We start from the raw sequence: 22,204 nt of genomic DNA, 5'->3' as shown, positions 1-22,204 counted from the left end.
AAGACGAACCCCCAGTGAGCCAAGCCCACCCCGAGCGAAGACGAACCCCCGGTGAGCCGAACCCACCCCGAGCGAAAACGAACCCCAGCGAGCCATCCGGGGTGAGGTCGCCGCAGTAGAGGGGCCGGTTGATCCTTCCTGGCAAGCTGGGCATTTGTTGTGCTGGCCGTCATTGAGGTGTCGCACGTCGCGGGGCGCCCGGGGCGGGTGGCGGTGGCTCTAGAGTGGTGCCCATGAGTCCGAGGATCGCCACCAACGAGACGGTAACCAGGGAGCAGTTGCTCGACTTCGTCCGGGATCGGCATCGTGCCATCCTCATCACGTCGCGGCGGGGCGGCGGTCCTCAGGCGTCTCCGGTGACGTGCGGGGTGGACGGGGCGGGGCGGATCGTGGTGTCCACCTATCCCGAGCGGGCCAAGGCGCGCAACGCGCGGCGCGACCCGCGGGTGAGCGTGCTGGTGATGTCCGACGACTTCGACGGGCCGTGGGTGCAGATCGACGGTGAGGCCGAGGTGCTGGACATGCCCGAGGCGCTGGAGCCGCTGGTCGAGTACTACCGGGTGATCGCCGGGGAGCACCCCGACTGGGACGACTACCGGGCGGCGATGGTCCGGCAGGGCAAGTCGCTGGTGCGGGTGACGCCGACCTCGTGGGGGCCGGTGGCGACCGGGGGGTTCCCGCCGAGGCTGGCGTCGTGAGCGGCGCCGCCCCCGAGGGCGGCGCCTGGCTGGGCGAGGAGGAGGAGCGCGTCCTGCGCACCTTCCTTGTGGACGGGCGCATCCGGACCATGCCCGCCCGCCGTGCCAAGCGCCTGGTGCTGCTGCGCTACATCTCGCGCGTCTTCGAGCCGGGCGTGCGCTACCCGGAGAAGGACGTCAACGTCGCCCTGCGCGCCTTCCACGACGACTTCGCCGCGCTGCGCCGCTACCTGGTGGACGAGGAACTGCTCAGCCGCGAGGGCAACGTCTACTGGCGATCCGGCGGGCCGGTGGACGTGTGAGGCCCGGCCGCCGTCAGGTGGCGGCGGCGAGGATCGTGCCGGCCCGGTGGTGGTGGACCAGGCGGGCCAGGGCGGGGTCGAACTCGGCGACGATCTGCTTGACGCGGATCTCGGCCAGCGGGCCGAGGGTGTCGTAGATCTCGACGAACAGGTCGCGGGCGCGGGCGCGGGGCCAGTCGGCGGGCAGCAGCTCCGCGGGCAGGCCGGGGTCGAGGTTGGGGAAGGTCCGCCAGGTGTCCATGACGCCGGTGCGGGCGACCAGCGCCTCGGCCGCGCCGACCGCGCCTTCGCGCACCCGGCCGAGCAGGGGCTCGTAGCGCTCGATGAACTGGTCGTAGCTGCGGCGCAGCAGCGCGAAGTCCCAGGCGTCGTGGGGGGCGCGCAGGCCGGGGGCGTCGGCGGCGGTGGCGCGGAAGACGGTGGCGTTGGTGACGCCCAGCTCGGCCAGGGCGGCGACCGCCGCCGCGGCGTTCGCGGCCGGCGAGACCCACAGGCCGTCGTACAGGGGGGCGAAGCCGAGCCAGCGCAGCCGGGTGCGCAGCGCGTGGCGCAGGTCGCGCTGCTCCTCGGGGATGGAGAAGCCGGCGACGGTCCACTGCTCGTCCCAGGCGCCGTGGTGCAGGCCGAAGGACATGATCCGCTGGCGGCCCTCGGACAGCACCTCGGCCGCGCGGTCGGTGATCCGGTAGTACGTGCGCCGCCCGGCCTTGGAGGACTCCAGCAGGTCGCGCCGGGCCAGCCTGCTCAGCGCGGCCCTCGCGGCGACGGAGGAGACGCCGAACTCCTCCGCCAGGCGCACCAGCGCGGCCGAGGGAAGCGGCTCCTCGCGACGGAACCAGTAGTCGCCGAGCAGGGTCGTGATCAGGTGCTGGGGCGGCGTGCCCACCTGGAAGCGCGGGAGGTGGATCTCCTCGATGCCGGTCACGCCTGGCAGTATAAGGATGACGCTTCTGGCCACGCCCGCAAAGCGCCAAGTCATCCGGCGCGGTGTCCCATCCGGCCGGGCAGGAGCGCGGGCCGGGCGGCGGCCGTACGATCGGCGGGTGAGCAATCTGGAGCGCGACCCGCGGGAGGCGGCGTGCGGCGGGACCGCCGTCGCCGAGCTGCCGGTGCGCGAGGCGCTGACCGGCCGCGACGTGGTCCTGGGCGGGCCGCGCGGCATGAAGGTGACCCGCACGCTGCCCGGCCGCGACCTGCGCATGGTCGGGGCGTGGTGTTTCCTGGACGCCTACGGCCCCGAGACGGCCGTGATGCGGGTGCCGCCCCATCCCCACACCGGGCTGCAGACGGTGAGCTGGCTGGTACGCGGCGAGGTGCTGCACCGCGACTCGGTGGGCAGCGAGCAGTTGATCACGCCGGGGCGGCTGAACCTGATGACGGCGGGGCGCGGGATCGCGCACTCGGAGGAGTCGCCGTCCGGCCCGCCCGGGGTGCTGCACGGCGTGCAGCTCTGGGTCGCGCTGCCGGGCGAGCACCGGCACGTGGCGCCGCACTTCGAGCACCACCCCGACCTGCCCGTGCTCGCCGAGCCCGGCGTCCGCGCCACCGTGATCATGGGTGAGCTGGGCGGCGTCGCCTCGCCGGCGCGGGTCTACAGCCCGCTGGTCGGCGCCGAGATCGCGCTCGACCCGGGGACGCGCACCCGGCTGCCGCTGGAGGCGTCCTTCGAGTACGCCGCGCTGACGCTGGAGGGCACGGCCGAGGTCGAGGGGGGCCCGCTGCCGCCCGGCCCGCTGCTGTACCTCGGGCGCGGCCGGCAGGGCCTGGAGCTGCGGGCGGGCGAGGGCGAGGGGCCCGCGCGCGTGCTGCTGCTCGGCGGCGAGCCGTTCGAGGAGCGGATCGTCATGTGGTGGAACTTCGTGGGCCGCGACCATGACGAGATCGTGGCGTTCCGGGAGCGGTGGGCGGCCGGCGAGTGGTTCGGCGAGGTACGCGGCTTCGACGGCCCGCCCCTGGCCGCGCCCGCCCTGCCCACCACGCCCCTCAAGCCGCGCGGCCGGCGGCGCTGACCGCGCGACCCCGGCCCCCGGCGCCCCGAGGGCGAGACACCGCCGGGGGCGGATCTGTAGGCTGCCTGCGTGCGAGTTCCCGGAGACGACCCCCGCCCGGCCCGCGGCGCCGTGCGCCAGGTGCACACCGTCGAGCGTGCCGCGCGGCTGGAGTACTCCCCCGACCTCGACGGCCGCGCCGACCCCGGCGAGATCGTGTGGACGTGGGTGCCCTACGAGGACGACCCGTCGCGGGGCAAGGACCGGCCGCTGCTGGTCGTGGGCCGCTCCGGGCCCAGGCTGCTCGGCATGATGCTCTCCAGCCGAGACCGCGACCGCGACCCCGGCCGCGACCGTTACCACGATGAGTGGCTGGAGCTGGGCGCGGGCGCGTGGGACCGCGACGGCCGGGTGTCCTACCTGCGGCTGGACCGGGTGTACGAGTTCGACGACGACGACATCCGCCGCGAGGGGGCCGTGCTCGACGCCGACCGCTTCACCCGGGTCGCGGTGGCCCTGATGGAGCAGTACGGCTGGCCCGCCGGCGCCTGACCGTCCGATCCGGCACATCCTCTTGCGCCGGCCCGCCCCGGAGGGTTGTCCTTGTCGGGAGCGGAGGGGACGGGAGCGGAGGGGACGGGAGCGGAGGGGAGTGGTCGGTCATGACAGCCGTGAGCGTGGACGCCGTGCTGGACACCCTCGGCCGCGACGGGTACGCCATCGTGCAGGACATGCTCTCGCCCGCCGAGGTCGCCGCGGCCAGGGCCGAGATCGGCGGGCTGCTGGCCGGCGCGCCGACCGGGCGCAACGCCTTCGAGGGGCTGCGCACCCGCCGCCTGTACGCAATCTTCGCCAAGACCCGGCTGTTCGACGGGCCGGCCACGCACCCGCTGGTGCTGGGCGTGCTCGACCGGCTGCTGCGCCACTACCACCTCAGCGCGCCGACCGGGATCGAGATCGGCCCCGGCGAGGAGGCGCAGGCCCTGCACCCCGACGACGGGATCTACCCGCTGCCGCGTCCCCACCCCGAGGTGGTGGTCAACGTGATGTGGCCGCTGGACGACTTCACCGCCGCCAACGGCGCCACCCGGATCGTGCCGGGCAGCCACCGCTGGGGCGAGGAGCGGCCGGGGCCCGGCGCGCCCGTGGTCGTCGCCGAGATGCCGGCCGGATCGGCGATGTTCTTCCTGGGGTCGCTGTGGCACGGCGGCGGGGCCAACACCACCGACCGGCCGCGGCTCGGCGTGATCATGCACTACGCGGCGGCGTGGCTGCGGCAGCAGGAGAGCCACCTGCTGGCGGTGCCGCCGGAGGTCGTGCGCGGGCTGCCCGAGCGGCTGCAGGAGCTGCTCGGCTACAACATCTGCCCGCCGTTCATCGGCTACGTGGACGGCCGCCACCCCCGCCGTACCCTCCCGGCCTGAGCATACGGCGGCCAGACGGCGGCGCCGGTGGGTAGAGTGGCGATCGATGCATGCGCACACGATATTCGCAGAATGGGATGAAATCCCCGACGACGCCGACGACACGGCGCTGCTCGCGGGCGGCTACCGGTCGTACAGTTGCGTGTGCGGCACGCCGCTGCCCACCCGCATGGCCGCCGAGCTGCACGCGGTCGAGACCGACCAGTGCTCGACCTGCCTGGGCTCCGCGGTCGAGGAGGTCGTACCCGGCTTCACCCGCCGCTGCACCTCCTGCACCGGAACCGGGCGGCGCCGGATGCAGCTCATCTGGGAGATGGCCTACGCGCAGGCCGAGGTGACCATCACCGTCGAGGTGGTCCGGGGCGTGATCTCCCGCTTCACCGGCCCGTTCTCGCTGTCGCAGGCCGCCGACGCCGTGCGCGGCACGCTCGGGCTGCGGCCGGGGCGCATGCCGGTCGGCCCCAGGGTCCGCGACGTGCTGCGCGAGCTGGAGGGCACCGGCGAGATCGCGCTGATCTCCGCGCCCGACGAGCTCCTGCGCGGCGCCTCCATCGTGCTCTACCGCGATCCCACCTGGCAGCGCACCATCCCGGCCTGATCGCGCGGCCGCCTCCAGGGGTCCTATGTGTCAGATGGGACCAATACGGATATGCTCACATCACTCCCCCTATGACGGATTTACTCCACCGGTGGGGGGACAATGCGCGTTCGCATGCGATGGAGCAATCGGTTGCGGCGATGGGGCGTATGGCTGCGCACGCCCGAGGGCGGGGGCCCACCCGCACGACCCGCCCTGATCGGCCTGGTGATCGCACTCGCCCTCATGGGCGGGGCTCTCGCCGTGCTGCCCATGTCCAAGCCGCAGCCGCACCTGACCCCGCTGTCGCCCGAGCTGAGGGAGAGCATCGCGCAGCGCGCCGCCGCCCGTAAGGCCCGCGCCAAGCTCAGGCGGATCGTCAACGGCCGGGTCCAGCCCCGCAAGGTACGGGTGCCGCACGCCGCCGGCGGCAGGTACGCCGTCGCGCCCGGCACGTCCCACGCGCCGCGGGGCGCCAAGGGCAGGGTCATCCGCTACATGGTCGAGGTGGAGCGCGGCCTGCCGTTCGGCGTGCGGGCGTTCGCCGCGGCGGTGCACCGCACGCTCAACGACCCGCGCGGCTGGGGCCACGGCGGCCGGCTGCGCTTCGTCCGGGTGGACCGCCCGCCGGTACGCCTGCGCGTGGCGCTGGCCAGCCCCGCCCTGACCGACCGGCAGTGCGTCCCGCTGCGCACGAACGGCGTCCTGTCGTGCTGGAACGGCCGCCGTTCCATCGTCAACGCCCTGCGCTGGGGCCAGGGCGCCGCCACGTACGGCGGGGACCTGGCGTCGTACCGCGAGTACATGATCAACCATGAGGTCGGCCTGGCCCTGGGGCACCCGCGCCGCTCCTGCACGGCTCCCGGCCGTCCCGCTCCGGTCATGGCGCGCCAGACCATCTCGCTGGCGGGCTGCCTGCCCAACCCGTGGCCGCACCCCGGCGCGGCGCCGGCGTCAGGAGGACAGCAGAGGCCAGAGCCTGCCGGGGGTCATGGGAGTGCGCGTTAGGCGCGGCGCGGCCGTCGGGGCCGCGGCGGCGACGGCGTTGCCGATGGCGGCGGGCGCGCCGATGACGCCGGACTCGCCGACGCCCTTCATCCCGCCGGGCGTGTACGGCGACGGGGTCTGCAGGAGGCCGATCTCGATGCGGGGGACCTCGCGGGCGGTGGGGGGCAGGTAGTCGGCGAGGGGCTGACCCTCGGGGGTGTAGACGACCTCCTCGGTCAGCGCCATGCCGATGCCCTGGGCGATGCCGCCGCGGAGCTGGCCCTCCACGATCGCGGGGTTGACCAGCACGCCGGAGTCGTTGACCGCCCAGTAGCCCTCCACCTCGACGGCGCCGGTCTCGGGGTCCACCGCGACGGCCGCGGCGTGGGCCCCGTAGGCGTAGGTGTAGGCGGGCGGGGTGTAGGTGGCGCGGGCCTCCAGGCCGGGCTCCTCGCCCTCGGGCAGGTCCCAGCCGCGCCAGGCGTGCGTGGCGATGTCGCGCAGGGTGAGGGCCGCCGTGGGGTCGCCCTTGACGCGGACGGCCTCGCCGTCGAGCTCCAGATCCTCGGCGGCGACCTCCAGGCGGTGCGCGGCGAGGGCGAGGACGCGGGCGCGCAGGCGGGTGGCCGCCTCGCTCAGCGCGCCCCCGCCGACGGTGGCGGAGCGGCTGGCGATGGCGCCGATCGAGGAGTACGGCGTGGTCACCGTGTCGCCGAGCACCACGCGCACGCGGTCGATCGGCACGCCCGCGCGGTCGGCGGCGATCTGGGCGAGCGCGGTCTCGATGCCCTGGCCGATCCCGGCGACCCCGGCCAGCACGACCACCGAGGCGTCGGGCTCCATCCGCACCACCGCGGTCTCGTGGCCGCCCGCCTGCATCCCGGCCGCCTTCAGCTCCATGGACGGGCCGAGGCCGGTGGTCTCCACGTGGCAGGAGTAGCCGATGCCGCGCAGCCGGCCGTCGTCGCGGGCGGGGGGCGCCCCGGCGCGGGCCATCTCGCGGACCAGGCGCAGCGCGCGCGGATAGTCGCCGGAGTCGTACTTCTGCCAGGTGCGGGTGGCGCAGGGCAGCTCGCCGGGTCCGATCATGTTGCGCAGGCGCAGCTCCACCGGGTCCTCACCGAGGCGGCGCGCCGCCTCGTCGATCAGCCGCTCCCTGGTCCAGGTGGACTCGGGCTGGCCGAAGCCGCGGTACGACCCCGTGGGCGTGGTCGTGGTGACCACGCCGCGCACCCGGGCGCCGGCGCGTTCGAAGCGGTAGGGGCCGGGGAGGGTCAGCGCAGAGATCGCGTGGGGTGAGCCGCCGACGTTGGAGGGATGTCCGCCGAGATCGCCCAATATTTCGGCATAGATGGCGAGAAATCGCCCGGTGGCGTCGAGTGCGAGCATCGCCCGGTGCACCGCGTCCCGCGCCGGCAGCGTGGCCGCCAGCAGGTCGGACGGCGACTCCACCCACATCACCGGGCGGCCCAGCCGCATCGCGGCCAGGCAGGCCAGCGTCTCGTCGGGGTACAGGTGCTCCTTGGCGCCGAACCCTCCCCCGGTCTCGCCCGCGAGGACCCGCACCCGGTCCAGCGGCAGCCCCAGCGCCTCGGCCGCGTGGTCGCGGGCGTGGTGCGGCGCCTGGGTGGAGGTCCTGATCGTCAGCACGCCGTCGGCGTACGCGGCGACGACCCCGCGCGGTTCGAGCGGGCGCGGCGAGGCCCTGCCGATGGTGAACTCCATCCGCACGACGTGCGGGGCCCCCGCCGCCGCGGCCTCGCACTCGCCGGCCGGGTCGCCGAGCTCGTAGTCGAAGGCCAGGTTGCCGCCCCACTCGGGGTAGAGCAGCGGCGCGTCGCCGGCCAGGGCCGCCGTCACGCCGATCACCGGGGGCAGCTCCTCCAGCTCCAGGCCGACCAGCGCGGCGGCGTCGGCCGCCTGGGCCTCGGTCTCGGCGACCACGAGCGCGAGCGGCTGGCCCGCGTACCGGATGCGGGTGTCGAGCACCGGGTAGGACGACATCGGCTGCTCCGGCGCCAGCGTGACGCACGGCAGCCGCACGCCCGCCGCGTCGGCGGGTGTGATCACGTCGAGCACGCCCGCGGACGCCGCGGCGGCCCCGGTCTCGCAGCGCACGAGCCGGCCGTGCGCGATCGGGCTGCGCACCACCACGGCGTGGGCCGTCGCCGGCAGGCGCGTGTTGGCGACGAAGCGGCCCTTGCCGGTGAGCAGGCGCGCGTCCTCGCGGCGCCGCGCCCGTTCCCCCACGTACCGGTGGCCATCAGCACCCATGACCCCGATTGTGCGCGCTCGCCGGGACGCGGCCAAGCACCGCCGGTGAGCCGGGCGTGGGGCGGGCTGCGGGCCGGGTGCGGGCCGGGGTGCGGGCCGGCGTGGGCCGGGTGCGGGCCGGGCGTGGGGCGTGCGTGGGACGGCTACGATCGGCGGATGCGACATCTCGGGCGGCCCGCTCCGGAGTGGCCGGAGACCGCGGTGGAGGCGGAGGAGATCCAGGAGCGGCTGCGCCCGCTGGCCGACCTGAGCGGCCCGGGGCCCCGGGATGTGCGGCTGGTGGCCGGGCTCGACGTGGCCTACACGCCGGCCGAGGGCGGCGGCGAGCTGGTCACCGGGGCGGTCGTGGTGCTCGACGCGGCGACGCTGGAGGTCGCCGGGCAGGCCGTGGTCACCGAGCGGGCGCGCTTCCCCTACGTGCCGGGGCTGTTCGCCTTCCGGGAGCTGCCGCCGCTGCTGGCCGCGCTGGACCGGCTGGACGCCGTGCCCGACCTGCTGCTGTGCGACGGGCACGGGCTGGCCCATCCGCGCCGCTTCGGGCTGGCCTGCCATCTCGGCGTGCTCACCGGGCTGCCGGTGATCGGCGTGGCCAAGACGCTGTTCGTGGGCGAGCACGGGGAGCCGGGGCGGGAGCGCGGGGCGTACGCGCCGGTCGTGCACGAGGGCGATGTGGTCGGCCGGGCGCTGCGCACCCAGGACGGCGTGCGCCCGGTGTACGTCTCGCAGGGCCACCGCGTCGGCCTGGACGAGGCGTGCGAACACGTGCTGCGCCTCGCCCCGGCCTACCGGCTGCCGGAGCCGATCCGCCGCGCCGACCACCTGTCCCGGCACCGGAGCTGACCGAGGGAACGGGCGCCTCAGCGGCCGGGCCAGTTCCAGTTCCTGATCTCCTCGGGGTCCTCGCCGTGCTCGCGGGTGTGCGCGCGGGCGGCGATGCGGGCGTCGGACATCCGCTGGCGCAGGTGCGCGGCCCGGGTGCCGAGGCCCGGCACCCGGTCGATGACGTCCATGACCAGGTGGTAGCGGTCGATGTCGTTGAGCATGGCCATGTCGAACGGCGTGGTGGTGGTGCCCCGCTCCTTGTAGCCGCGCACGTGCAGGTTGACGTGGCCGTGCCTGCGATAGGTCAGCCGGTGGATCAGCCACGGGTAGCCGTGGAAGTTGAAGATCACCGGCTTGTCCACGGTGAAAAGCGCGTTGAACTCCGGGTCGCGCAGCCCGTGCGGGTGCTCGGTGTCCGGCATCAGCCGCATCAGGTCCACGATGTTGACCACCCGGACCTTCAGGCCGGGCAGGAACTCGCGCAGCATCGCCGCCGCGGCCAGGGTCTCCAGGGTGGGCACGTCGCCCGCGCAGGCCAGCACCACGTCCGGCTCCACGCCCTCGTCGTTGCTCGCCCAGGGCACGATGCCCAGGCCGTGGGTGCAGTGGGTGACGGCCTCCTCCATGGTGAACAGGTCCAGCACCGGCTGCTTGCCGGCGACGACCACGTTGACGTAGTCGCGCGAGCGCAGGCAGTGGTCGGCCACCGACAGCAGCGTGTTGGCGTCCGGCGGCAGGTAGACCCGCACCACCTCGGGCCGCTTGTTCATCACCACGTCCAGGAAGCCCGGGTCCTGGTGGCTGAAGCCGTTGTGGTCCTGCCGCCACACGTGCGAGGACAGCAGGTAGTTCAGCGAGGCGACCGGGCGCCGCCAGGGGATCTTCTGCGAGGTCTCCAGCCACTTGGCGTGCTGGTTGAACATCGCGTCCACGATGTGGATGAACGCCTCGTAGCAGTTGAACAGGCCGTGCCGCCCGGTGAGCAGGTAGCCCTCCAGCCAGCCCTGGCACAGGTGCTCGCTGAGCACCTCCATCACCCGGCCGTCCGGGGTGAGGTTCTCGTCGGTGGGCAGCACCTCGGCGTGCCAGGCCTTGCCGGTGGTCTCGTACACGGCCGAGAGCCGGTTGGAGGCGGTCTCGTCCGGGCCGAAGAGGCGGAAGTCGCGCGGGTTGGCGGCGATGACGTCGCGCAGGAACCCGCCCAGCACCCGGGTGGGCTCGGAGTGCGCGGCGGCCGGCCTCTTGACCTCCACGGCGTAGTCGCGGAAGTCGGGCAGGGCCAGCGGGCGCAGCAGCTCGCCGCCGTTGGCGTGCGGGTTGGCGCTCATCCGGCGCGGCCCCTCGGGCACCAGGGCGCGGACCTCGGCGACCGGGCGCCCGTCGGCGTCGAACAGCTCCTCGGGGCGGTAGGACCGCATCCACGCCTCCAGGGCGGCGCGGTGGCCCTTGTCGTCGCGTACGCCCGCCAGCGGCACCTGGTGGGACCGCCAGGTTCCCTCGACCGGCACGCCGTCCACCTCGGCCGGGCCGGTCCACCCCTTGGGCGAGCGCAGCACGATCATCGGCTGGCGCGGGATCTCGCCCCGTTTGAACGCGGCGATCTCGTCGAACACCTCGTCCAGCGTGCGCGCCATGAGCTCGTGCATCGCCGCCGGTTCGGCGCCCGCGACCACGTGGGGACGGTAGCCGTAGCCCTCCAGGAGCTTGAGCAGCTCCTCCTCCGGGATGCGGGCCAGCACCGTCGGATTGGCGATCTTGTAGCCGTTCAGGTGCAGGATCGGCAGCACGACGCCGTCGCGGCGGGGGTCGGCGAACTTGTTGGCGTGCCAGCTCCCGGCCAGCGGCCCCGTCTCGGCCTCGCCGTCGCCCACGATGCACGCCACCACCAGCCCGGGGTTGTCGAACGCCGCGCCGTACGCGTGCGCGAGCGCGTAGCCCAGCTCGCCGCCCTCGTGGATCGACCCGGGCGTCTCGGGCGCCACATGGCTCGGGACGCCGCCGGGGTAGGAGAACTGGCGGAACAGCCGCCGCATGCCCGCCGCGTCCTGCGACACCTCCGGGTAGTAGTCGGAGTACGTGCCCTCCAGCCAGGCGTGCGCGACCGCCGCGGGCCCGCCGTGGCCGGGCCCGGCGATGTAGATCATGTCCTGGTCGCGCTCCAGGATCACCCGGTTGAGGTGCGCGAAGCAGAAGTTCAGCCCCGGCGTGGTGCCCCAGTGCCCGAGCAGCCGCGGCTTGATGTGCCGCGCGTCGAGCGGCTCGGTGAGCAGCGGGTTGTCCCTGAGGTAGATCTGCCCCACGGACAGGTAGTTGGCCGCGCGCCAGTACGCGTCGATTCCGGAGACGTCGATTCTGGAAACGGTGTCCATGCCCCTGGCACCTTCCCCGATCGGGGCGGTCAATCGTCTCCGTCGCCACCCCGGGACCTTGGTCCCGGACGGAAGGGGCACCATGGACGTGTTGGCACGGTCCCGCTCGCGGGAATGCTCACCTGCGCGAGCCACCGACACAATGACGTGGAAAGGCGGCCGGAGATGCCCGCCATCGATCTCAGCTCCATATCCGCCGTCATCTTCGACACCGACGGCGTCGTGACCGACACCGCACGCGTGCACGCCGCCGCCTGGAAGCACGTCTTCGACAGCTTCCTGGGCGGCGAGGGGCCGCCGTTCGACATCCGCGAGGACTACGTCCGCTACGTGGACGGCCGGTCCCGGCACGACGGCGTACGCACCTTCCTGGCCTCGCGCGGCATCACTCTGCCCGAGGACGCCCCCGACGGCCGGCCGAGCGTCCGGTCCCTGTCCCAGGCCAAGGACGCGCTGTACGCCGAGCAGATCGACCGCTACGGCGTGGCGCCGTTCCCGGGCACGGTGATGCTGCTGCACGAGCTGCGCCGGCGCGGCGCGCGTACGGGGGTGGTCTCGGCCAGCAGGCACGGGGCGCGGGTGATCCGGGTGGCGGCGGTGGGGCCGCTGTTCGACGCCCTGGTGGACGGCAACGAGGCGGCCCGGCTGGGCCTGCCCGGCAAGCCCGACCCGGCGCTGTTCCTGGAGGCGGCCCGCCGCCTCGGCGTGCCGCCCGCGCGCGCCGCGGTGGTGGAGGACACCCTGCCCGGCGTCGCGGCGGGCAGGCGCGGCGGGTTCGGCCTGGTCATCGGCCTGGACCGGTCCGGCTCCGGCCGGCAGGGCCCCGGCCTGCGCGAGGCGGGCGCCGACATCGTGGTCGCCGACCTGGACGAGCTGACGGTGACGGGCCGGGTCCCGGTGACGCTGCGATGAGCGCGTCCGTCACCGCGCCGGGCGATCTCGGCCGGCGCGTCGCCCGGCGGCGGGAATCCCTGGGGCTGAGCCGGGAACGGCTCGGCGAGCGCTCGGGCGTCGATCCCGGCTACATCGACTACCTGGAGCACCACCCGGCGTCGCCGTCGATGAGCACCGTACGCCACCTCGCCGCGGCGCTGGAGACGACAGTGCACGACCTGCTCGGCGCGGAGTGGGAGCGGCCGCCGGGGCGCGCCGTGGCCGCGCGGAACGCCCACCTGGAGGAGCTGACGCCGCAGGAGTGCCTGCGGCTGATCTCGCCGGGCGGGGTGGGCCGGATCGCGTTCCCGGCCCGCGACGGCACCGCGATCATGCCGATGAACTACGTGATCTACCACCGCAGCGTGCTGCTCCGCTCGGCGCTGCACGGCCCGCTGGACGAGGACCTGCGCACCGGCCTGGACGGCGTGGAGCGCGTGGTGGCCTTCGAGGTGGACCGGATCGACGAGGCCCAGCGCACCGCGTGGAGCGTGCTGGTCCGGGGCCCGGCCCACCATGTGACCGATCCGGCCGAGCTGGCCGCGGTCGCCGAGGCCGCCGCCCACCCGTGGGCGGGCGGCAGGCGCGAGCTGTACATCCGCATCCCCTGCGTCACCCTGACCGGACGCAGGATCCGCCACGACTGACCGGCCGTGCCGGTCCCGATCGTGCCGATCCGGGGCGCTCAGGCGGCCGGGGGGACCACCGCGATCGGGCACTCGGTGTGGTGGAGCAGGGCGTGGCTGACCGAGCCGAGCAGCAGGCCGGCGACCTCGCCGCGTCCGCGCGTGCCCACCACGATCAGGTCGGCGCCCGCGGACGCCTTGCGCAGGACGTCCACCGGGTGGCCGCGGTCGGCCTGCTCGGTGACCTCGACGTCGGGGTAGCGCTCGCGCCAGCCGGACAGGGCCTCGGCCAGCAGGCGGCGCTCCGCGCCGTCCTGGGGCACCGCGGGCACCGGGTCGAGCCCGCTGCCGGGCGCGAGGGAGTTCCAGGCGTGCACGGCGCGCAGCCCGGCGCCGCGCCTGGACGCCTCGGCGAAGGCGAAGCCGATGGCCGCCGCGCCCGCCTCCGAGCCGTCCACGCCCACCACCACCTCGTCGCGGGGCGGGGTGGAGATCCCGCCGACCACCACGACCGGGCAGGGGGCGTGGCCGGAGACGCCGAGCGCGACCGAGCCGAGCAGCAGGCCGCGGAACCCGCCGAGGCCGTGGTTGCCGACCACCAGCAGCTCCGCCTCGCGCGCGGCCTCGATCAGGACCGGGCGCGGGTCGCCGGGGATCAGCGCGGAGTCGACGGTGACGCCGGGGGCCTGTTTCGCGGCCTGCTCCAGCGCCTCGGTGAGCACCGAGGAGGACAGCTCGCCCATCCAGCGGCCCACCTCGGCGTAGGGGCCGCTCTCGGTCATCTCGACCGACCACTTGGGCACCGCGTGCACGATCCGGACCGGCACGTCGCGCAGCGCCGCCTCGCGCACCGCCCAGCCCGCGGCCTCCACGCCCGCCTTGGACCCGTCGACTCCGACGATTATCACGACATCATCCTCCTGATGCTCGGTAGGTCAGATCGGCCGCGGCCGGCGCCATCGGTCACAGGCGCGTATCCAGGCGGCGTCCCAGTCGGCGTAGCGGCGCCGGTCGAGCCGGCGCCGGAACAGGCACAGGGCCGCCACCAGGCCCGTGGCCGCCGCCATCCAGCAGACCGCGCCCGTGGCCGCCGCCTTGAACTCCGTCTCGGCCCGGGTGCGCGGCGGCGCGGTGCGTTTGCCCTCGCGGTCGAGCCACAGGCTCACCTCCGACCCGGCCGTGGCCCTCGGCGGCACCGTGACGCTCCCGATCACCGCCCGCCCGTCGGGGGTGTACCAGCGGGCGCGCGCGGTGATCTGCGCCGGCAGGCCGTCGGGGGTGCCGGGGGTGAAGGCGGGCGCGTCCTCGATCAGGGTCGCCGCCGTCCGCACCCGGCCGGCGCGCTCCTCGCGCTCGGCGCGCACGCCCGAGGCGTACGCCGCGCCGCCGAGCGCCGCCGCGGGCCATGCGGCCAGCAGCACCAGCGCGGCCATGGCGAGCAGCGCCGCGGTCTCCAGGCGGTCCCACCTCCGCCGCAGGGGATTGCCGTCGAGCCGGTAGCGGCGCCACCACCGCAGCGGCCTGTTCATCCCACACCTCCCCAAGGTGAACGCCGGGAACGGGGCCCGGCGATCATCGAGGATTCCGGACCCGAACCCCAGGGGCAAATCCCCGCAAGCGGTATATCACCGTGATCCCGCTCGATGCCCCCGGACAACGCTACGGGGTCCGGGGTCGCAGCGTGGCCAGAACGGCCGCGACGACGTCGGCGTACGGGGAATCGCGGGTGGACAGGGAGCGGTGCAGCACCTCGATGCCGGGGCGGTGCTCGCGTAGCAGGGTCAGCGCCGCCTCGGTGCCGCCGCGCGCGGACAGCTCGCACACCGCGGCCAGGTGGTCCGGGGGCTCCTCGGGGGCGGGCCGGAACCCGGCCGACTCGTACGCGGCGGTGAAGCGGCGCAGGGCCAGCCCCCGCTCCCGCGAGGTCGCCGCGAGGTAGAAGGTCAGCCGGGGCGAGCTGTGCCGGCGGGCGCTGAAGGCGTCGGCGTGCTCGGCGGCCAGTTCGCGCACCGGGGTGCCGGCGGTGCGATCGAAGAAGGAGCGCAGCGCGCGGGCCGCCTCTCCGTCGGGCAGTCCCTCCACGGCGCGGGCGAGCAGCGGGCGGGCCTCGGCCTGACGCTCGTCCGGGCTGCCCAGCAGGACCGACGCCACCAGGTGCACCACGCGCTCTCTCATGCCTGCCGTTCCTCCCCTGCTCGCCGACCGGGCGAGTACAGCCTGGCGTGCCGGCGGCGGGCTGGATCAGAGTCTTTGGTCCTGTTTCATCCTGGCAGTCGGTCCCGGCGCGGGTCATCGGCACTGCGCGAGCATGACCTTTTTGTCGGCCTTCGTCACCGGAAGACGGTACTTCGCGGCCACCTGGGCGAACCTGACGGCGTACGAGCAGCGGGCGCGGCGCAGCGGCGGCAGCCACTGGGCAGGTCCCCGGCCGCCCTTGGCCTGGTTCACCTCGCGCCGCACCGGCAGCAGGTTGAGCGGGTCGTTGGCGAAGCGGGTGCGCTTGGCGAGCGGCCAGCGCGCGGCGCCCATGCGCCAGCCGTACGCCAGCGGCACCACGTGGTCCACCTGCACCCGGTCGGCGTCGGACCGGCGCCACTCGATCGCCTCGCCGGTGTAGGGATCGGTCAGCGTCATCGCCGCCACCCCGCACGGCGACCGCGTGCCGTACACCACGCGCTCGCCGTCGCGGGCGAGCATGTCGTCGCGGGTACGGCAGCCATTGCGGGCGAAGGGGATGTTGGTCGCGGCGTCGGTCCAGTTCTCGCCGTAGCGCTCGCGGCTGTAACCGCGCAGCGAGCCGCGCTCGCCCGTGCGCAGCCGCCCGATCAGCGCGGCCCCGGCGCCCCGGTCGGCGGGCTCGGTCATCGGGGCCAGCCCCGGCAGGGTGCCCTCGGGGTTGCGCAGCGGCACGGCGCGGACCGGCGCGCCCTCGTGCGCGGCGGCCATGGAGACCATGATCACGGCGGCGGCCAGAACCGTCACCACATCCCGCGTGCCCAGCGCCGCCTCCCGTGCGCACCTCGACCCGGGGGCGGGATTCCCCCGGCGCCGCGCGCCTAACGCCACGGGCCGGTGACGAAGCCGTACCGGGTTTCGGCGGCGATGCGGGGGAAGGGGGCGATGAGACGCCGTACGAGGAAAGGGGGAACGATGCGGCACGACGAGTTCATCGGGCAGGTACAGGCGCGGGCCAAGCTGTCCGGCCGGGACAAGGCCGAGCGGGCGATCCGGGCGACGCTGGAGACGCTGGGCGAGCGCGTCCCCGAGGGCCTGGCCGACAACGTCGCGGCCCAGCTCCCGCACGAGATCGGCGAGCACCTGCGGCGCACGGAGGTGTACGGCGGCCTCGGCACCGGCGAGCGGTTCGGGCGCGAGGAGTTCCTGCACCGCGTCGCCGAGCGGGCGGGCGCCGACGAGCCGCAGGCGGCCTACCTCGCCCGGGTGGTGCTGGAGGTGACCGCGGAGGCCACGGAGGGCAGCGTGATGCAGAAGGTGCGCGACAGCCTCTCCCCCGACCTGCGCGAGCTGGTGACCGCCGGCAGCTCCGGCCGCATGGGCTGAGCGCGCCCGTCCGCCGTCGGAACGTGTGAGGAGGAAGTACCCCATGGCCGAGCGGACCGATGTGGACCCTCTCTGGGAGGAGTTCCACCGGGTCGTGAACATGAGCTCGGAGGAGCTGCGCGCGTGGCTGCTCACCGCCGCGTCCGGCGAGGAGGGCTTCACGCCCGATCCCGACCTGGGCGTGGGCGGCCTGGGCCGGCGCGTGCTGCACGTGCTGGGCAAGCGCAAGGCCGACCTGACCGCGCAGGACGTGGACACGATGCGCGACGTGGTCGATCTGGTCGAGAGCAGGCTGGCCGACCCGCCGCCGAGCGGAGCCCGCGACGAGGAGTGGCGGCACGCCCTGATGTCGGTCGGGCACGACCCGCTGCGCCCCACGAGCCCGGAGGACGTGACGGGCTGATCGTTCGCTCCCCCGGCCGGACGGCGCCCTCGCGGCCGGGTGCGGCATCGCGGCCGGGTGCGGCATCGCGCCGGCCGCTCGCGGCCGGGTGGGGCATCGCGCGGCTCTGGGCCGGTAGCGATCCGTGACCGGCGTGGCCGCCTTCGCCGCCCAAGGGCCGCGAGGTGACACGGACGGCGAGGGCCCTCCCGCAGACCCTCGCCGCCCGTCCGGAGGTGACCGTCCCCGATTCGGGAGGGGGCAAAACCCGCTTTTACGGACACAAGGCGATTGCCGTGCCGGAACCGGCCGGAGCCCCCGCCCCGGACGGCGCGCGCGAGCCCGGCCGAATAGGGTTTACAGGTGCCCACCACACCGCAGGCGCAGCGCTGGCTGCGCACCTTCCAGCCCCGCCCAGACGCCCCCGTCCGCCTGGTCTGCCTGCCCCACGCCGGAGGCACCGCCGCGTTCTACCGCACCTGGGGCTCCCGGATGCCGCCGAGCATCGAGGTCTCGGCGGTGCAGTACCCCGGGCGGCTGGACCGGTTCGGCGAGCCGGTGCCGGAGCGGATGGCCGACCTGGTGGCCGGGATCGCGGCCGTGCTGACCGGGCTGCGGGCCGAGGCGGTGGTGCTGTTCGGGCACAGCATGGGGGCCTACACGGCGTACGAGGTGGCGCGGGTGCTGGAGCGCACCGAGATCGTGCCGCTGCGCCACCTGGTGGTCTCGGGCCTGCCCGACCCCGACAGGCACACGCCCGGAGACGTGCACACCGGCGACGACGACGCCGTGGTCGCCGAGCTGCGCCGGCTCGGCGGCACCGACGCCGAGCTGCTCGACGATCCCGAGATCCGCGACCTGTTGCTGCCCGCGGTGCGCGGTGACTACCGGATCATCGAGACCTACCGCCACCGCCCCGGGCCGCCGCTGAGCTGCCCCATCACCGTCTTCGTCGGCGACGCCGACCCGGAGGTGACCCCGGAGCAGGCCAAGGGGTGGGGCGCCTTGACGACCGGCGGCTGCGAGGTGGTCGTCTTCCCCGGCGACCACTTCTACCTCGCCGGCCGCGAGGCGGAGGTGACCGAGGCCCTCGCGGCCAGAATCGGCCCCCGGTGATCCCCCGCGGGTCCGTGTCGTGAACTATGTTTAGCTAGAGCGAACAATCGCGACAGGACACGACAGAAGGGGGTCCGGTGGGGCGTGCAGAGGTCGAGCGCCGGCGTGAGGACGGCGAGCGGCAGGGGATCGTGGGCGCGCGGATGCGGCGGTTCCGCAAGGAGCGCGGGCTCACCCTGCGCGGCCTCGCGACCAGGTCCGGCCTGTCGATCGGCTTCCTGTCCCAGGTCGAGCGGGGCATCTCCTCGATCGGGCTGACCGCGCTGAACAGCGTGGCCGCGGCGCTGGACCGGGGGGTGGCGGAGTTCTTCGACGACGCGCCCGAGGCCACCGGCCCGCGCGAGGCGCCCGAGACGACCGTGCCGCCCGCCCCGCCCGCCCCGGCGCCCGCGGCGGCCCCGGCCGAGCCGCCGCCGCACTTCACGCTGACCAGGGCCGAGACCGCCGCCACCGAGTACGTCTCGGGGCAGCAGACCTACCGCATGCTCTCGGCCCGCGGCCCCGGCCTGGTGCTCGAACCCATGCTGGTGCACATCGCCCCCGGCGGGAAGCGCGAGGACGCCTACGGCCACGCGGGCGAGGAGTTCGCCTTCGTGCTGGAGGGCGAGCTGCTGTACGAGGTGGACGGCGTCGAGCACCGCCTCTACCCGGGCGACAGCCTGCACCTGCGCTCCTCCACGCCGCACAGCATGTACAACGACACCGACCGGGTGACCACGGTGGTGTCGGTGGTGACGCCGCGGCTGTTCTGAGCGCGGAATTTCACCGTGTTCGGCCCGGGTGAAACACCCGGGCCGATCGGAGCCTCACGGCATCAGCCGGATGAACTCCTCCAGGGAGTAGCGGCCGTCGCCGTCGGCGTCGCCGTCGAGGCTCAGCGCGGGCAGGGCCTCGGCCGGGAGCCCGGGGAAGTGCGCCCGGAACTCGGCCTCGGTGATGTACCCGTCGCCGTCGGTGTCGATGGCCGCGAACTCCTCGCGGAGCCGCCCCAGCCGTGCCTCGGAAACTTCCTCCGCCACGATGACCGCCTTTCGCAGCCTATGTGCCATGTGATCCGAATTAACCTAGCGTGCCGCGGAAACGACGCGCACCCGGCCCGGCCCGCGGCCCACCAGCCTGCTCACCACCTGAGCTGCGGCAGAACCGCGGTGCCCAAGAGGTGGACGCCCCGGCCGTCGGTCAGGCCGCGCGGGGCGCCGAACTCCACCCGGGCGGCGCCGGCGTCGATCAGGGCCTGGGCCTGGGGCTGCGCCGCCCCCCTGGTCCGGGGTGCCGGAGAAGGCGAACAGGTCCGGCACGTCGCCCGGGATCAGCCGGCCGGCCTCGGTGTGGCGGTCGTCGTCCACCAGGACCTTGACCCGCGACACGAGATCGGGCGGCAGGTGCGCGATGGGGTCGAGGCCGGCCACGACCGCGAGGCACATCGCCACCTCCGTGCGCACCCTGTCCCGCGCCGCACAACCATCGGCGCCTCCGCGCGCACCCTGTCCCGCGCCGCACAACCATCGGCGCCTCCGCGCGCACCCTGTCCCGCGCCGCACAACCATCGGCGCCCACGACCGTGACCGCACCCATGCATGCGTCCATGAGCGTGCCCAACACCGCGGCCATGACCATGCCCATGACCGGGCCCACGACCATGCCCACGACCATGCCCACGACCATGCCCACGACCATGCCCACGACCGGGCCCACGACCGGGCCCACCTCGTTCGGATCGCGGCCGGCCTGCCGGGGGCCCGCCGCCACGCGGTCGCGGATGACCGGGACCGTCGCCGGGGTCGGCGCTGCCGCCGGCCTTGATCTCGTTGGCGATCCGGCGCGCGAGGCGCGTCGCGCGGGACGGGCTGCCGGCCAGCCGGCAGCCCACGCTCCGGTCAGATGCTCCCGGCGGAGCCGCTCTCGGCGCCGCCGCCGTGGAGGACTTCCCGCCGCCATTCGTGTCGCGGCTGGGTGTGCAGCCGCCAGTAGTGTTCGGCGATGTCGTCCGGGTCGAAGGCCGTACCCGCAGCGACGGGACCGTCCACGGTGACACTGGCCACGTGGACTCCGGAGGGCCCGTATTCCTGGTCGAGCAGGGCGACCAAGGTTCGCACTCCGGCCTTGCCGAGCGAGAGGCTGACGTATTGCGGCTTCGGCTCGGGCATTCCGCCGGTGATGAGGAACGAGCCGCTCCCGCGCCGCGCCATCTCGGGTGCGAGGTGGGCGGCGGCGGTGAGGGCACCGACCACGTTGACCGCCCAGGCGTCCAACTGGGCCTGCGCGGGCAGTTGTCCGGGCGCGTCCGGCCGGATGAGCGCCGCGTTGTAGACCACGACGTCCGGGAGGCCGAACTCATCGGTCGCCGCGTCGAGGGCGGCGCGCAGCGCCGTCTCGTCGGTGCAGTCGGCGGTCAGCGAGATGACCGGCACACCGAAGGGGGCAACGGCTTCGGCCACGCCGGCGAGCGTTCCGGGGGTCCGCGCGATGAGCGCGATCGGCAGGCCCTGGCGTGCGAACCGGCGGGCGACCGACCGGCCGATGCCCGGACCCGCTCCGATGACCACTGCTCCCGGCATTACACGGCTCCTTCGCTGGATGATGGCTGACAACCAGGACGTTAAGGTGTCACATCGGTGTGAAGGTCAACCTCGGAGCGAGGGAGTCACATGCGGATCGGTGCCCTGGCCGCGAGGACAGGAGTCAGCCGGCGGCTGCTGCGCTACTACGAGGAGCAGGGGCTGCTCCGGCCGCTGCGGCTCACGAACGGCTACCGTGAGTACTCCGAATCGGACGTCGCCGCTGTGCGCCACATCCGCGCCCTGCTGGCCGCCGGCCTGCCCACCACGGTCATCGCCCGGCTGCTGCACTGCGTCCACGACGACGGTGAGCGGCTCATACCGTCGAGCTGTCCCGGAATGGTGGCCGGCCTGCGGCAAGAGCGCCGCCGCATCACCGAGGCGATCACACGGCTCCGATCGTCCCAGCAGGCGCTCGACGCCATGCTCGCCGCCGCCCTACGCGGCGACGGACCCGACCAGCGCGAACGGCTCTGAGACGTACGCGGGCCGCACCGCCTGCCGTACCGCAAACTCTTGCGCCGGACCGCGGCTCGCGCTTCACTTGGTCAGGTGCGGGTCGGCCAGGCCGGCGACCGGTCCCGCCCGGCCGCCGCGCGCGTCGAGCGCTGCGCCGCCTGCACAGCGCGCTGCGGTGCCATCTGGATGACGAGGAACGCGACGCGGTCCCGCTGATCCGCGCGCACATCGGCCCGGCCGAGTGGGCGGCGCACAGCCTGAAGGTGGTCCGCGGCTATGATCGAGGGCGGGTGCCGCTGCTGTTCGGCTGGGCGTGTGCGGCCGGCTCCCCGCATCTGGTCCGCCGCGCGCTCAAGGGGTTCCCGATGCCGGTCCGGCTGCTGTTCCGCCTCCACTGATGGCCCGCCTACCGCCGCAGGCACGCGCGGCTGTACGGAACCCCGCTACGCCGCCATGCCGACCGCGCCTGACACCCGCGCCGGGGGCGCCTCGCACCGATCGTGCTCGATGACCAGTCGCGGGCGCGGCGCCGGCTTCTCCGCTCATCCGCCCGTCATTCGGTGGTCGCCAGGCCGGCACGAGAGCGCAGCCGACCGAAGATCTCGTTGAGCTGAGCCACCTCGTCCTCGGTGAGCGCGTCGAAGACCAGGCGCCGTACGGCGAGTACGTGCGCAGGCGCGGCGCGCTCGATGGCGGCCCGCCCCGTCTCGGTGATGCGGACGAAGGCGCCACGACCGTCGTCGGGGCACCCGCGCCGGGACACCAGGTCCCGTTTCTCCATCCGCGCGACGTGGTGCGACACCCGGCTGCGTTCCCACTGCAGCGTCGTGGCCAGGTCGGATACGCGGATCTGCCCTTCGGCGGTATCGGTCAGCACGACGAGCACCTGGTAGTCGGGGTTGGACAGCCCGGAGTCGGCCTGCATCTCGCGGTTGAGCGTCGCCAGAAGCTCCGCGTTGAGGCCCATCCATTGCCGCCACATGCGCTGCTCGTCGTCGTTCAGCCACGGGATGTCGGTTACTTCAGCCACGGGGTCCAGTCTAGCCGGTTAGGTGACACGTCATGTATGGTGCCTGTCATTAAGTGACACGTCACCGATTTCTGGTGGCGTTTACGGATCTCAGGAGT

The 22,204-nt window shown here is 74.3% G+C and carries 25 protein-coding genes; 15 read left to right on the top strand and 10 right to left on the bottom strand.

Going from position 1 to position 22,204, the window contains the following annotated elements:
* The first annotated feature begins 233 nt into the window (after positions 1-233).
* Together HNP84_RS19630 and HNP84_RS19625 are read left to right on the top strand one after the other, a co-directional pair.
* Positions 234-698, top strand: a complete 465-nt coding sequence (locus HNP84_RS19630) for a PPOX class F420-dependent oxidoreductase (protein ID WP_185051217.1) — start codon at positions 234-236, stop codon at positions 696-698.
* Positions 695-1,000, top strand: coding sequence for a DUF2087 domain-containing protein (locus tag HNP84_RS19625; protein ID WP_312925240.1), 306 nt, complete (start codon positions 695-697; stop codon positions 998-1,000). Before HNP84_RS19630 ends, HNP84_RS19625 begins: the two co-directional genes overlap by 4 nt.
* Positions 1,001-1,013: 13 nt before the next feature.
* Here the strand turns inward: HNP84_RS19625 and HNP84_RS19620 are convergent, their stop codons facing one another.
* Positions 1,014-1,925 carry a PaaX family transcriptional regulator gene (locus HNP84_RS19620; protein ID WP_312925239.1) on the bottom strand — a complete coding sequence of 304 codons (912 nt, stop codon included), beginning with the start codon at positions 1,923-1,925 and terminating at the stop codon, positions 1,014-1,016.
* A 118-nt stretch (positions 1,926-2,043) separates the two neighbouring features.
* Here HNP84_RS19620 and HNP84_RS19615 point away from each other — a divergent pair, with 118 nt between their 5' ends.
* The 5 genes from HNP84_RS19615 to HNP84_RS19595 all read left to right on the top strand — a co-directional run bounded on the left by HNP84_RS19615 (position 2,044) and on the right by HNP84_RS19595 (position 5,997).
* Complete coding sequence (locus tag HNP84_RS19615) at positions 2,044-3,009, top strand: pirin family protein (protein WP_185051216.1); 966 nt, start codon at positions 2,044-2,046, stop codon at positions 3,007-3,009.
* A gap of 69 nt (positions 3,010-3,078) precedes the next feature.
* Positions 3,079-3,540 carry a type II toxin-antitoxin system PemK/MazF family toxin gene (locus HNP84_RS19610; RefSeq protein WP_185051215.1) on the top strand — a complete coding sequence of 154 codons (462 nt, stop codon included), beginning with the start codon at positions 3,079-3,081 and terminating at the stop codon, positions 3,538-3,540.
* Positions 3,541-3,650: 110 nt separating this feature from the next.
* Positions 3,651-4,412 (top strand): phytanoyl-CoA dioxygenase family protein, encoded by a 762-nt coding sequence (locus tag HNP84_RS19605; RefSeq protein WP_185051214.1) that lies wholly within the window; start codon positions 3,651-3,653, stop codon positions 4,410-4,412.
* Between the two features lie 46 nt (positions 4,413-4,458).
* The gene (locus tag HNP84_RS19600) at positions 4,459-5,010 is read left to right on the top strand and encodes a hypothetical protein (RefSeq protein WP_185051213.1); all 552 of its coding nucleotides are present in this window, start codon (positions 4,459-4,461) and stop codon (positions 5,008-5,010) included.
* Positions 5,011-5,124: 114 nt separating this feature from the next.
* A complete protein-coding gene (locus HNP84_RS19595; protein ID WP_246518395.1) occupies positions 5,125-5,997 on the top strand; it encodes a DUF3152 domain-containing protein in 873 nt (290 codons plus the stop codon).
* On the opposite strand, the gene HNP84_RS19590 is transcribed toward HNP84_RS19595, so the two are convergent.
* Positions 5,944-8,250 carry a xanthine dehydrogenase family protein molybdopterin-binding subunit gene (locus tag HNP84_RS19590; protein ID WP_185051212.1) on the bottom strand — a complete coding sequence of 769 codons (2,307 nt, stop codon included), beginning with the start codon at positions 8,248-8,250 and terminating at the stop codon, positions 5,944-5,946. The two genes, HNP84_RS19595 and HNP84_RS19590, sit on opposite strands and share 54 nt — an antisense overlap.
* 156 nt (positions 8,251-8,406) lie before the next feature.
* Between HNP84_RS19590 and HNP84_RS19585 the strand changes: the two genes are divergently transcribed.
* Entirely contained in the window at positions 8,407-9,090 is a 684-nt protein-coding gene (locus HNP84_RS19585) for an endonuclease V (protein ID WP_185051211.1), read from the top strand.
* Positions 9,091-9,107: 17 nt separating this feature from the next.
* On the opposite strand, the gene HNP84_RS19580 is transcribed toward HNP84_RS19585, so the two are convergent.
* Entirely contained in the window at positions 9,108-11,441 is a 2,334-nt protein-coding gene (locus HNP84_RS19580) for a phosphoketolase family protein (protein WP_185051210.1), read from the bottom strand.
* Positions 11,442-11,606: 165 nt separating this feature from the next.
* On the opposite strand from HNP84_RS19580, the gene HNP84_RS19575 reads away from it, so the two are divergent.
* Both HNP84_RS19575 and HNP84_RS19570 read left to right on the top strand, forming a co-directional pair.
* Entirely contained in the window at positions 11,607-12,353 is a 747-nt protein-coding gene (locus HNP84_RS19575; protein WP_185051209.1) for an HAD family hydrolase, read from the top strand.
* Positions 12,350-13,021 carry a pyridoxamine 5'-phosphate oxidase family protein gene (locus tag HNP84_RS19570; RefSeq protein ID WP_185051208.1) on the top strand — a complete coding sequence of 224 codons (672 nt, stop codon included), beginning with the start codon at positions 12,350-12,352 and terminating at the stop codon, positions 13,019-13,021. The genes HNP84_RS19575 and HNP84_RS19570 overlap by 4 nt, the downstream gene beginning before the upstream one ends.
* A 38-nt stretch (positions 13,022-13,059) precedes the next feature.
* On the opposite strand, the gene HNP84_RS19565 is transcribed toward HNP84_RS19570, so the two are convergent.
* From HNP84_RS19565 to HNP84_RS19550, 4 genes are all read right to left on the bottom strand, one after another.
* Positions 13,060-13,908, bottom strand: coding sequence for a universal stress protein (locus tag HNP84_RS19565; RefSeq protein ID WP_185051207.1), 849 nt, complete (start codon positions 13,906-13,908; stop codon positions 13,060-13,062).
* Positions 13,909-13,935: 27 nt separating this feature from the next.
* Positions 13,936-14,529 carry an Rv1733c family protein gene (locus HNP84_RS19560; RefSeq protein ID WP_185051206.1) on the bottom strand — a complete coding sequence of 198 codons (594 nt, stop codon included), beginning with the start codon at positions 14,527-14,529 and terminating at the stop codon, positions 13,936-13,938.
* Positions 14,530-14,659: 130 nt separating this feature from the next.
* The gene (narJ, locus tag HNP84_RS19555) at positions 14,660-15,175 is read right to left on the bottom strand and encodes a nitrate reductase molybdenum cofactor assembly chaperone (protein WP_185051205.1); all 516 of its coding nucleotides are present in this window, start codon (positions 15,173-15,175) and stop codon (positions 14,660-14,662) included.
* Between the two features lie 114 nt (positions 15,176-15,289).
* The gene (locus tag HNP84_RS19550) at positions 15,290-15,982 is read right to left on the bottom strand and encodes an HNH endonuclease family protein (RefSeq protein WP_312925233.1); all 693 of its coding nucleotides are present in this window, start codon (positions 15,980-15,982) and stop codon (positions 15,290-15,292) included.
* Positions 15,983-16,150: 168 nt separating this feature from the next.
* Between HNP84_RS19550 and HNP84_RS19545 the strand changes: the two genes are divergently transcribed.
* The 4 genes from HNP84_RS19545 (at position 16,151) to HNP84_RS19530 (ending at position 18,811) form a co-directional block, all read left to right on the top strand.
* Entirely contained in the window at positions 16,151-16,561 is a 411-nt protein-coding gene (locus HNP84_RS19545) for a DUF2267 domain-containing protein (protein ID WP_185051204.1), read from the top strand.
* A 43-nt stretch (positions 16,562-16,604) separates the two neighbouring features.
* Positions 16,605-16,964 carry a DUF3140 domain-containing protein gene (locus HNP84_RS19540; RefSeq protein ID WP_185051203.1) on the top strand — a complete coding sequence of 120 codons (360 nt, stop codon included), beginning with the start codon at positions 16,605-16,607 and terminating at the stop codon, positions 16,962-16,964.
* Between the two features lie 342 nt (positions 16,965-17,306).
* Positions 17,307-18,059, top strand: coding sequence for a thioesterase II family protein (locus HNP84_RS19535; RefSeq protein ID WP_185051202.1), 753 nt, complete (start codon positions 17,307-17,309; stop codon positions 18,057-18,059).
* Positions 18,060-18,136: 77 nt separating this feature from the next.
* Complete coding sequence (locus tag HNP84_RS19530) at positions 18,137-18,811, top strand: helix-turn-helix domain-containing protein (RefSeq protein WP_221336485.1); 675 nt, start codon at positions 18,137-18,139, stop codon at positions 18,809-18,811.
* 54 nt (positions 18,812-18,865) lie between these two features.
* Here the strand turns inward: HNP84_RS19530 and HNP84_RS19525 are convergent, their stop codons facing one another.
* Positions 18,866-19,078, bottom strand: coding sequence for an EF-hand domain-containing protein (locus tag HNP84_RS19525; protein ID WP_185051201.1), 213 nt, complete (start codon positions 19,076-19,078; stop codon positions 18,866-18,868).
* An 858-nt stretch (positions 19,079-19,936) separates the two neighbouring features.
* Positions 19,937-20,617 carry an SDR family NAD(P)-dependent oxidoreductase gene (locus tag HNP84_RS19520; protein WP_185051200.1) on the bottom strand — a complete coding sequence of 227 codons (681 nt, stop codon included), beginning with the start codon at positions 20,615-20,617 and terminating at the stop codon, positions 19,937-19,939.
* 90 nt (positions 20,618-20,707) lie between these two features.
* Between HNP84_RS19520 and HNP84_RS19515 the strand changes: the two genes are divergently transcribed.
* Positions 20,708-21,094, top strand: a complete 387-nt coding sequence (locus tag HNP84_RS19515) for a MerR family transcriptional regulator (RefSeq protein ID WP_185051199.1) — start codon at positions 20,708-20,710, stop codon at positions 21,092-21,094.
* A 535-nt stretch (positions 21,095-21,629) separates the two neighbouring features.
* Here the strand turns inward: HNP84_RS19515 and HNP84_RS19510 are convergent.
* A complete protein-coding gene (locus HNP84_RS19510) occupies positions 21,630-22,106 on the bottom strand; it encodes a MarR family winged helix-turn-helix transcriptional regulator (protein ID WP_312925229.1) in 477 nt (158 codons plus the stop codon).
* Positions 22,107-22,204 lie beyond the last annotated feature (98 nt).

The sequence above is a fragment of the Thermocatellispora tengchongensis genome (genome assembly GCF_014202315.1).
GTDB lineage: Bacteria > Actinomycetota > Actinomycetes > Streptosporangiales > Streptosporangiaceae > Thermocatellispora > Thermocatellispora tengchongensis.
The sequence above is the reverse complement of the archived record's forward strand: the minus strand, read 5'-3'. Positions and strand labels throughout refer to the sequence as shown.

Excerpts from the sequence above, each read along its gene's own strand:
- HNP84_RS19600 (WP_185051213.1), top strand. The coding sequence starts at position 4,459 with ATGCATGCGCACACGATATTCGCAGAATGGGATGAAATCCCCGACGAC.
- HNP84_RS19580 (WP_185051210.1), bottom strand. The coding sequence starts at position 11,441 with ATGGACACCGTTTCCAGAATCGACGTCTCCGGAATCGACGCGTACTGG.
- HNP84_RS19570 (WP_185051208.1), top strand. The coding sequence starts at position 12,350 with ATGAGCGCGTCCGTCACCGCGCCGGGCGATCTCGGCCGGCGCGTCGCC.
- HNP84_RS19515 (WP_185051199.1), top strand. The coding sequence starts at position 20,708 with ATGCGGATCGGTGCCCTGGCCGCGAGGACAGGAGTCAGCCGGCGGCTG.
- HNP84_RS19605 (WP_185051214.1), top strand. The coding sequence starts at position 3,651 with ATGACAGCCGTGAGCGTGGACGCCGTGCTGGACACCCTCGGCCGCGAC.
- HNP84_RS19590 (WP_185051212.1), bottom strand. The coding sequence starts at position 8,250 with ATGGGTGCTGATGGCCACCGGTACGTGGGGGAACGGGCGCGGCGCCGC.
- HNP84_RS19630 (WP_185051217.1), top strand. The coding sequence starts at position 234 with ATGAGTCCGAGGATCGCCACCAACGAGACGGTAACCAGGGAGCAGTTG.
- HNP84_RS19520 (WP_185051200.1), bottom strand. The coding sequence starts at position 20,617 with ATGCCGGGAGCAGTGGTCATCGGAGCGGGTCCGGGCATCGGCCGGTCG.
- HNP84_RS19595 (WP_246518395.1), top strand. The coding sequence starts at position 5,125 with ATGCGATGGAGCAATCGGTTGCGGCGATGGGGCGTATGGCTGCGCACG.
- narJ (WP_185051205.1), bottom strand. The coding sequence starts at position 15,175 with ATGAGAGAGCGCGTGGTGCACCTGGTGGCGTCGGTCCTGCTGGGCAGC.
- HNP84_RS19585 (WP_185051211.1), top strand. The coding sequence starts at position 8,407 with ATGCGACATCTCGGGCGGCCCGCTCCGGAGTGGCCGGAGACCGCGGTG.
- HNP84_RS19575 (WP_185051209.1), top strand. The coding sequence starts at position 11,607 with ATGCCCGCCATCGATCTCAGCTCCATATCCGCCGTCATCTTCGACACC.
- HNP84_RS19545 (WP_185051204.1), top strand. The coding sequence starts at position 16,151 with ATGCGGCACGACGAGTTCATCGGGCAGGTACAGGCGCGGGCCAAGCTG.
- HNP84_RS19540 (WP_185051203.1), top strand. The coding sequence starts at position 16,605 with ATGGCCGAGCGGACCGATGTGGACCCTCTCTGGGAGGAGTTCCACCGG.
- HNP84_RS19560 (WP_185051206.1), bottom strand. The coding sequence starts at position 14,529 with ATGAACAGGCCGCTGCGGTGGTGGCGCCGCTACCGGCTCGACGGCAAT.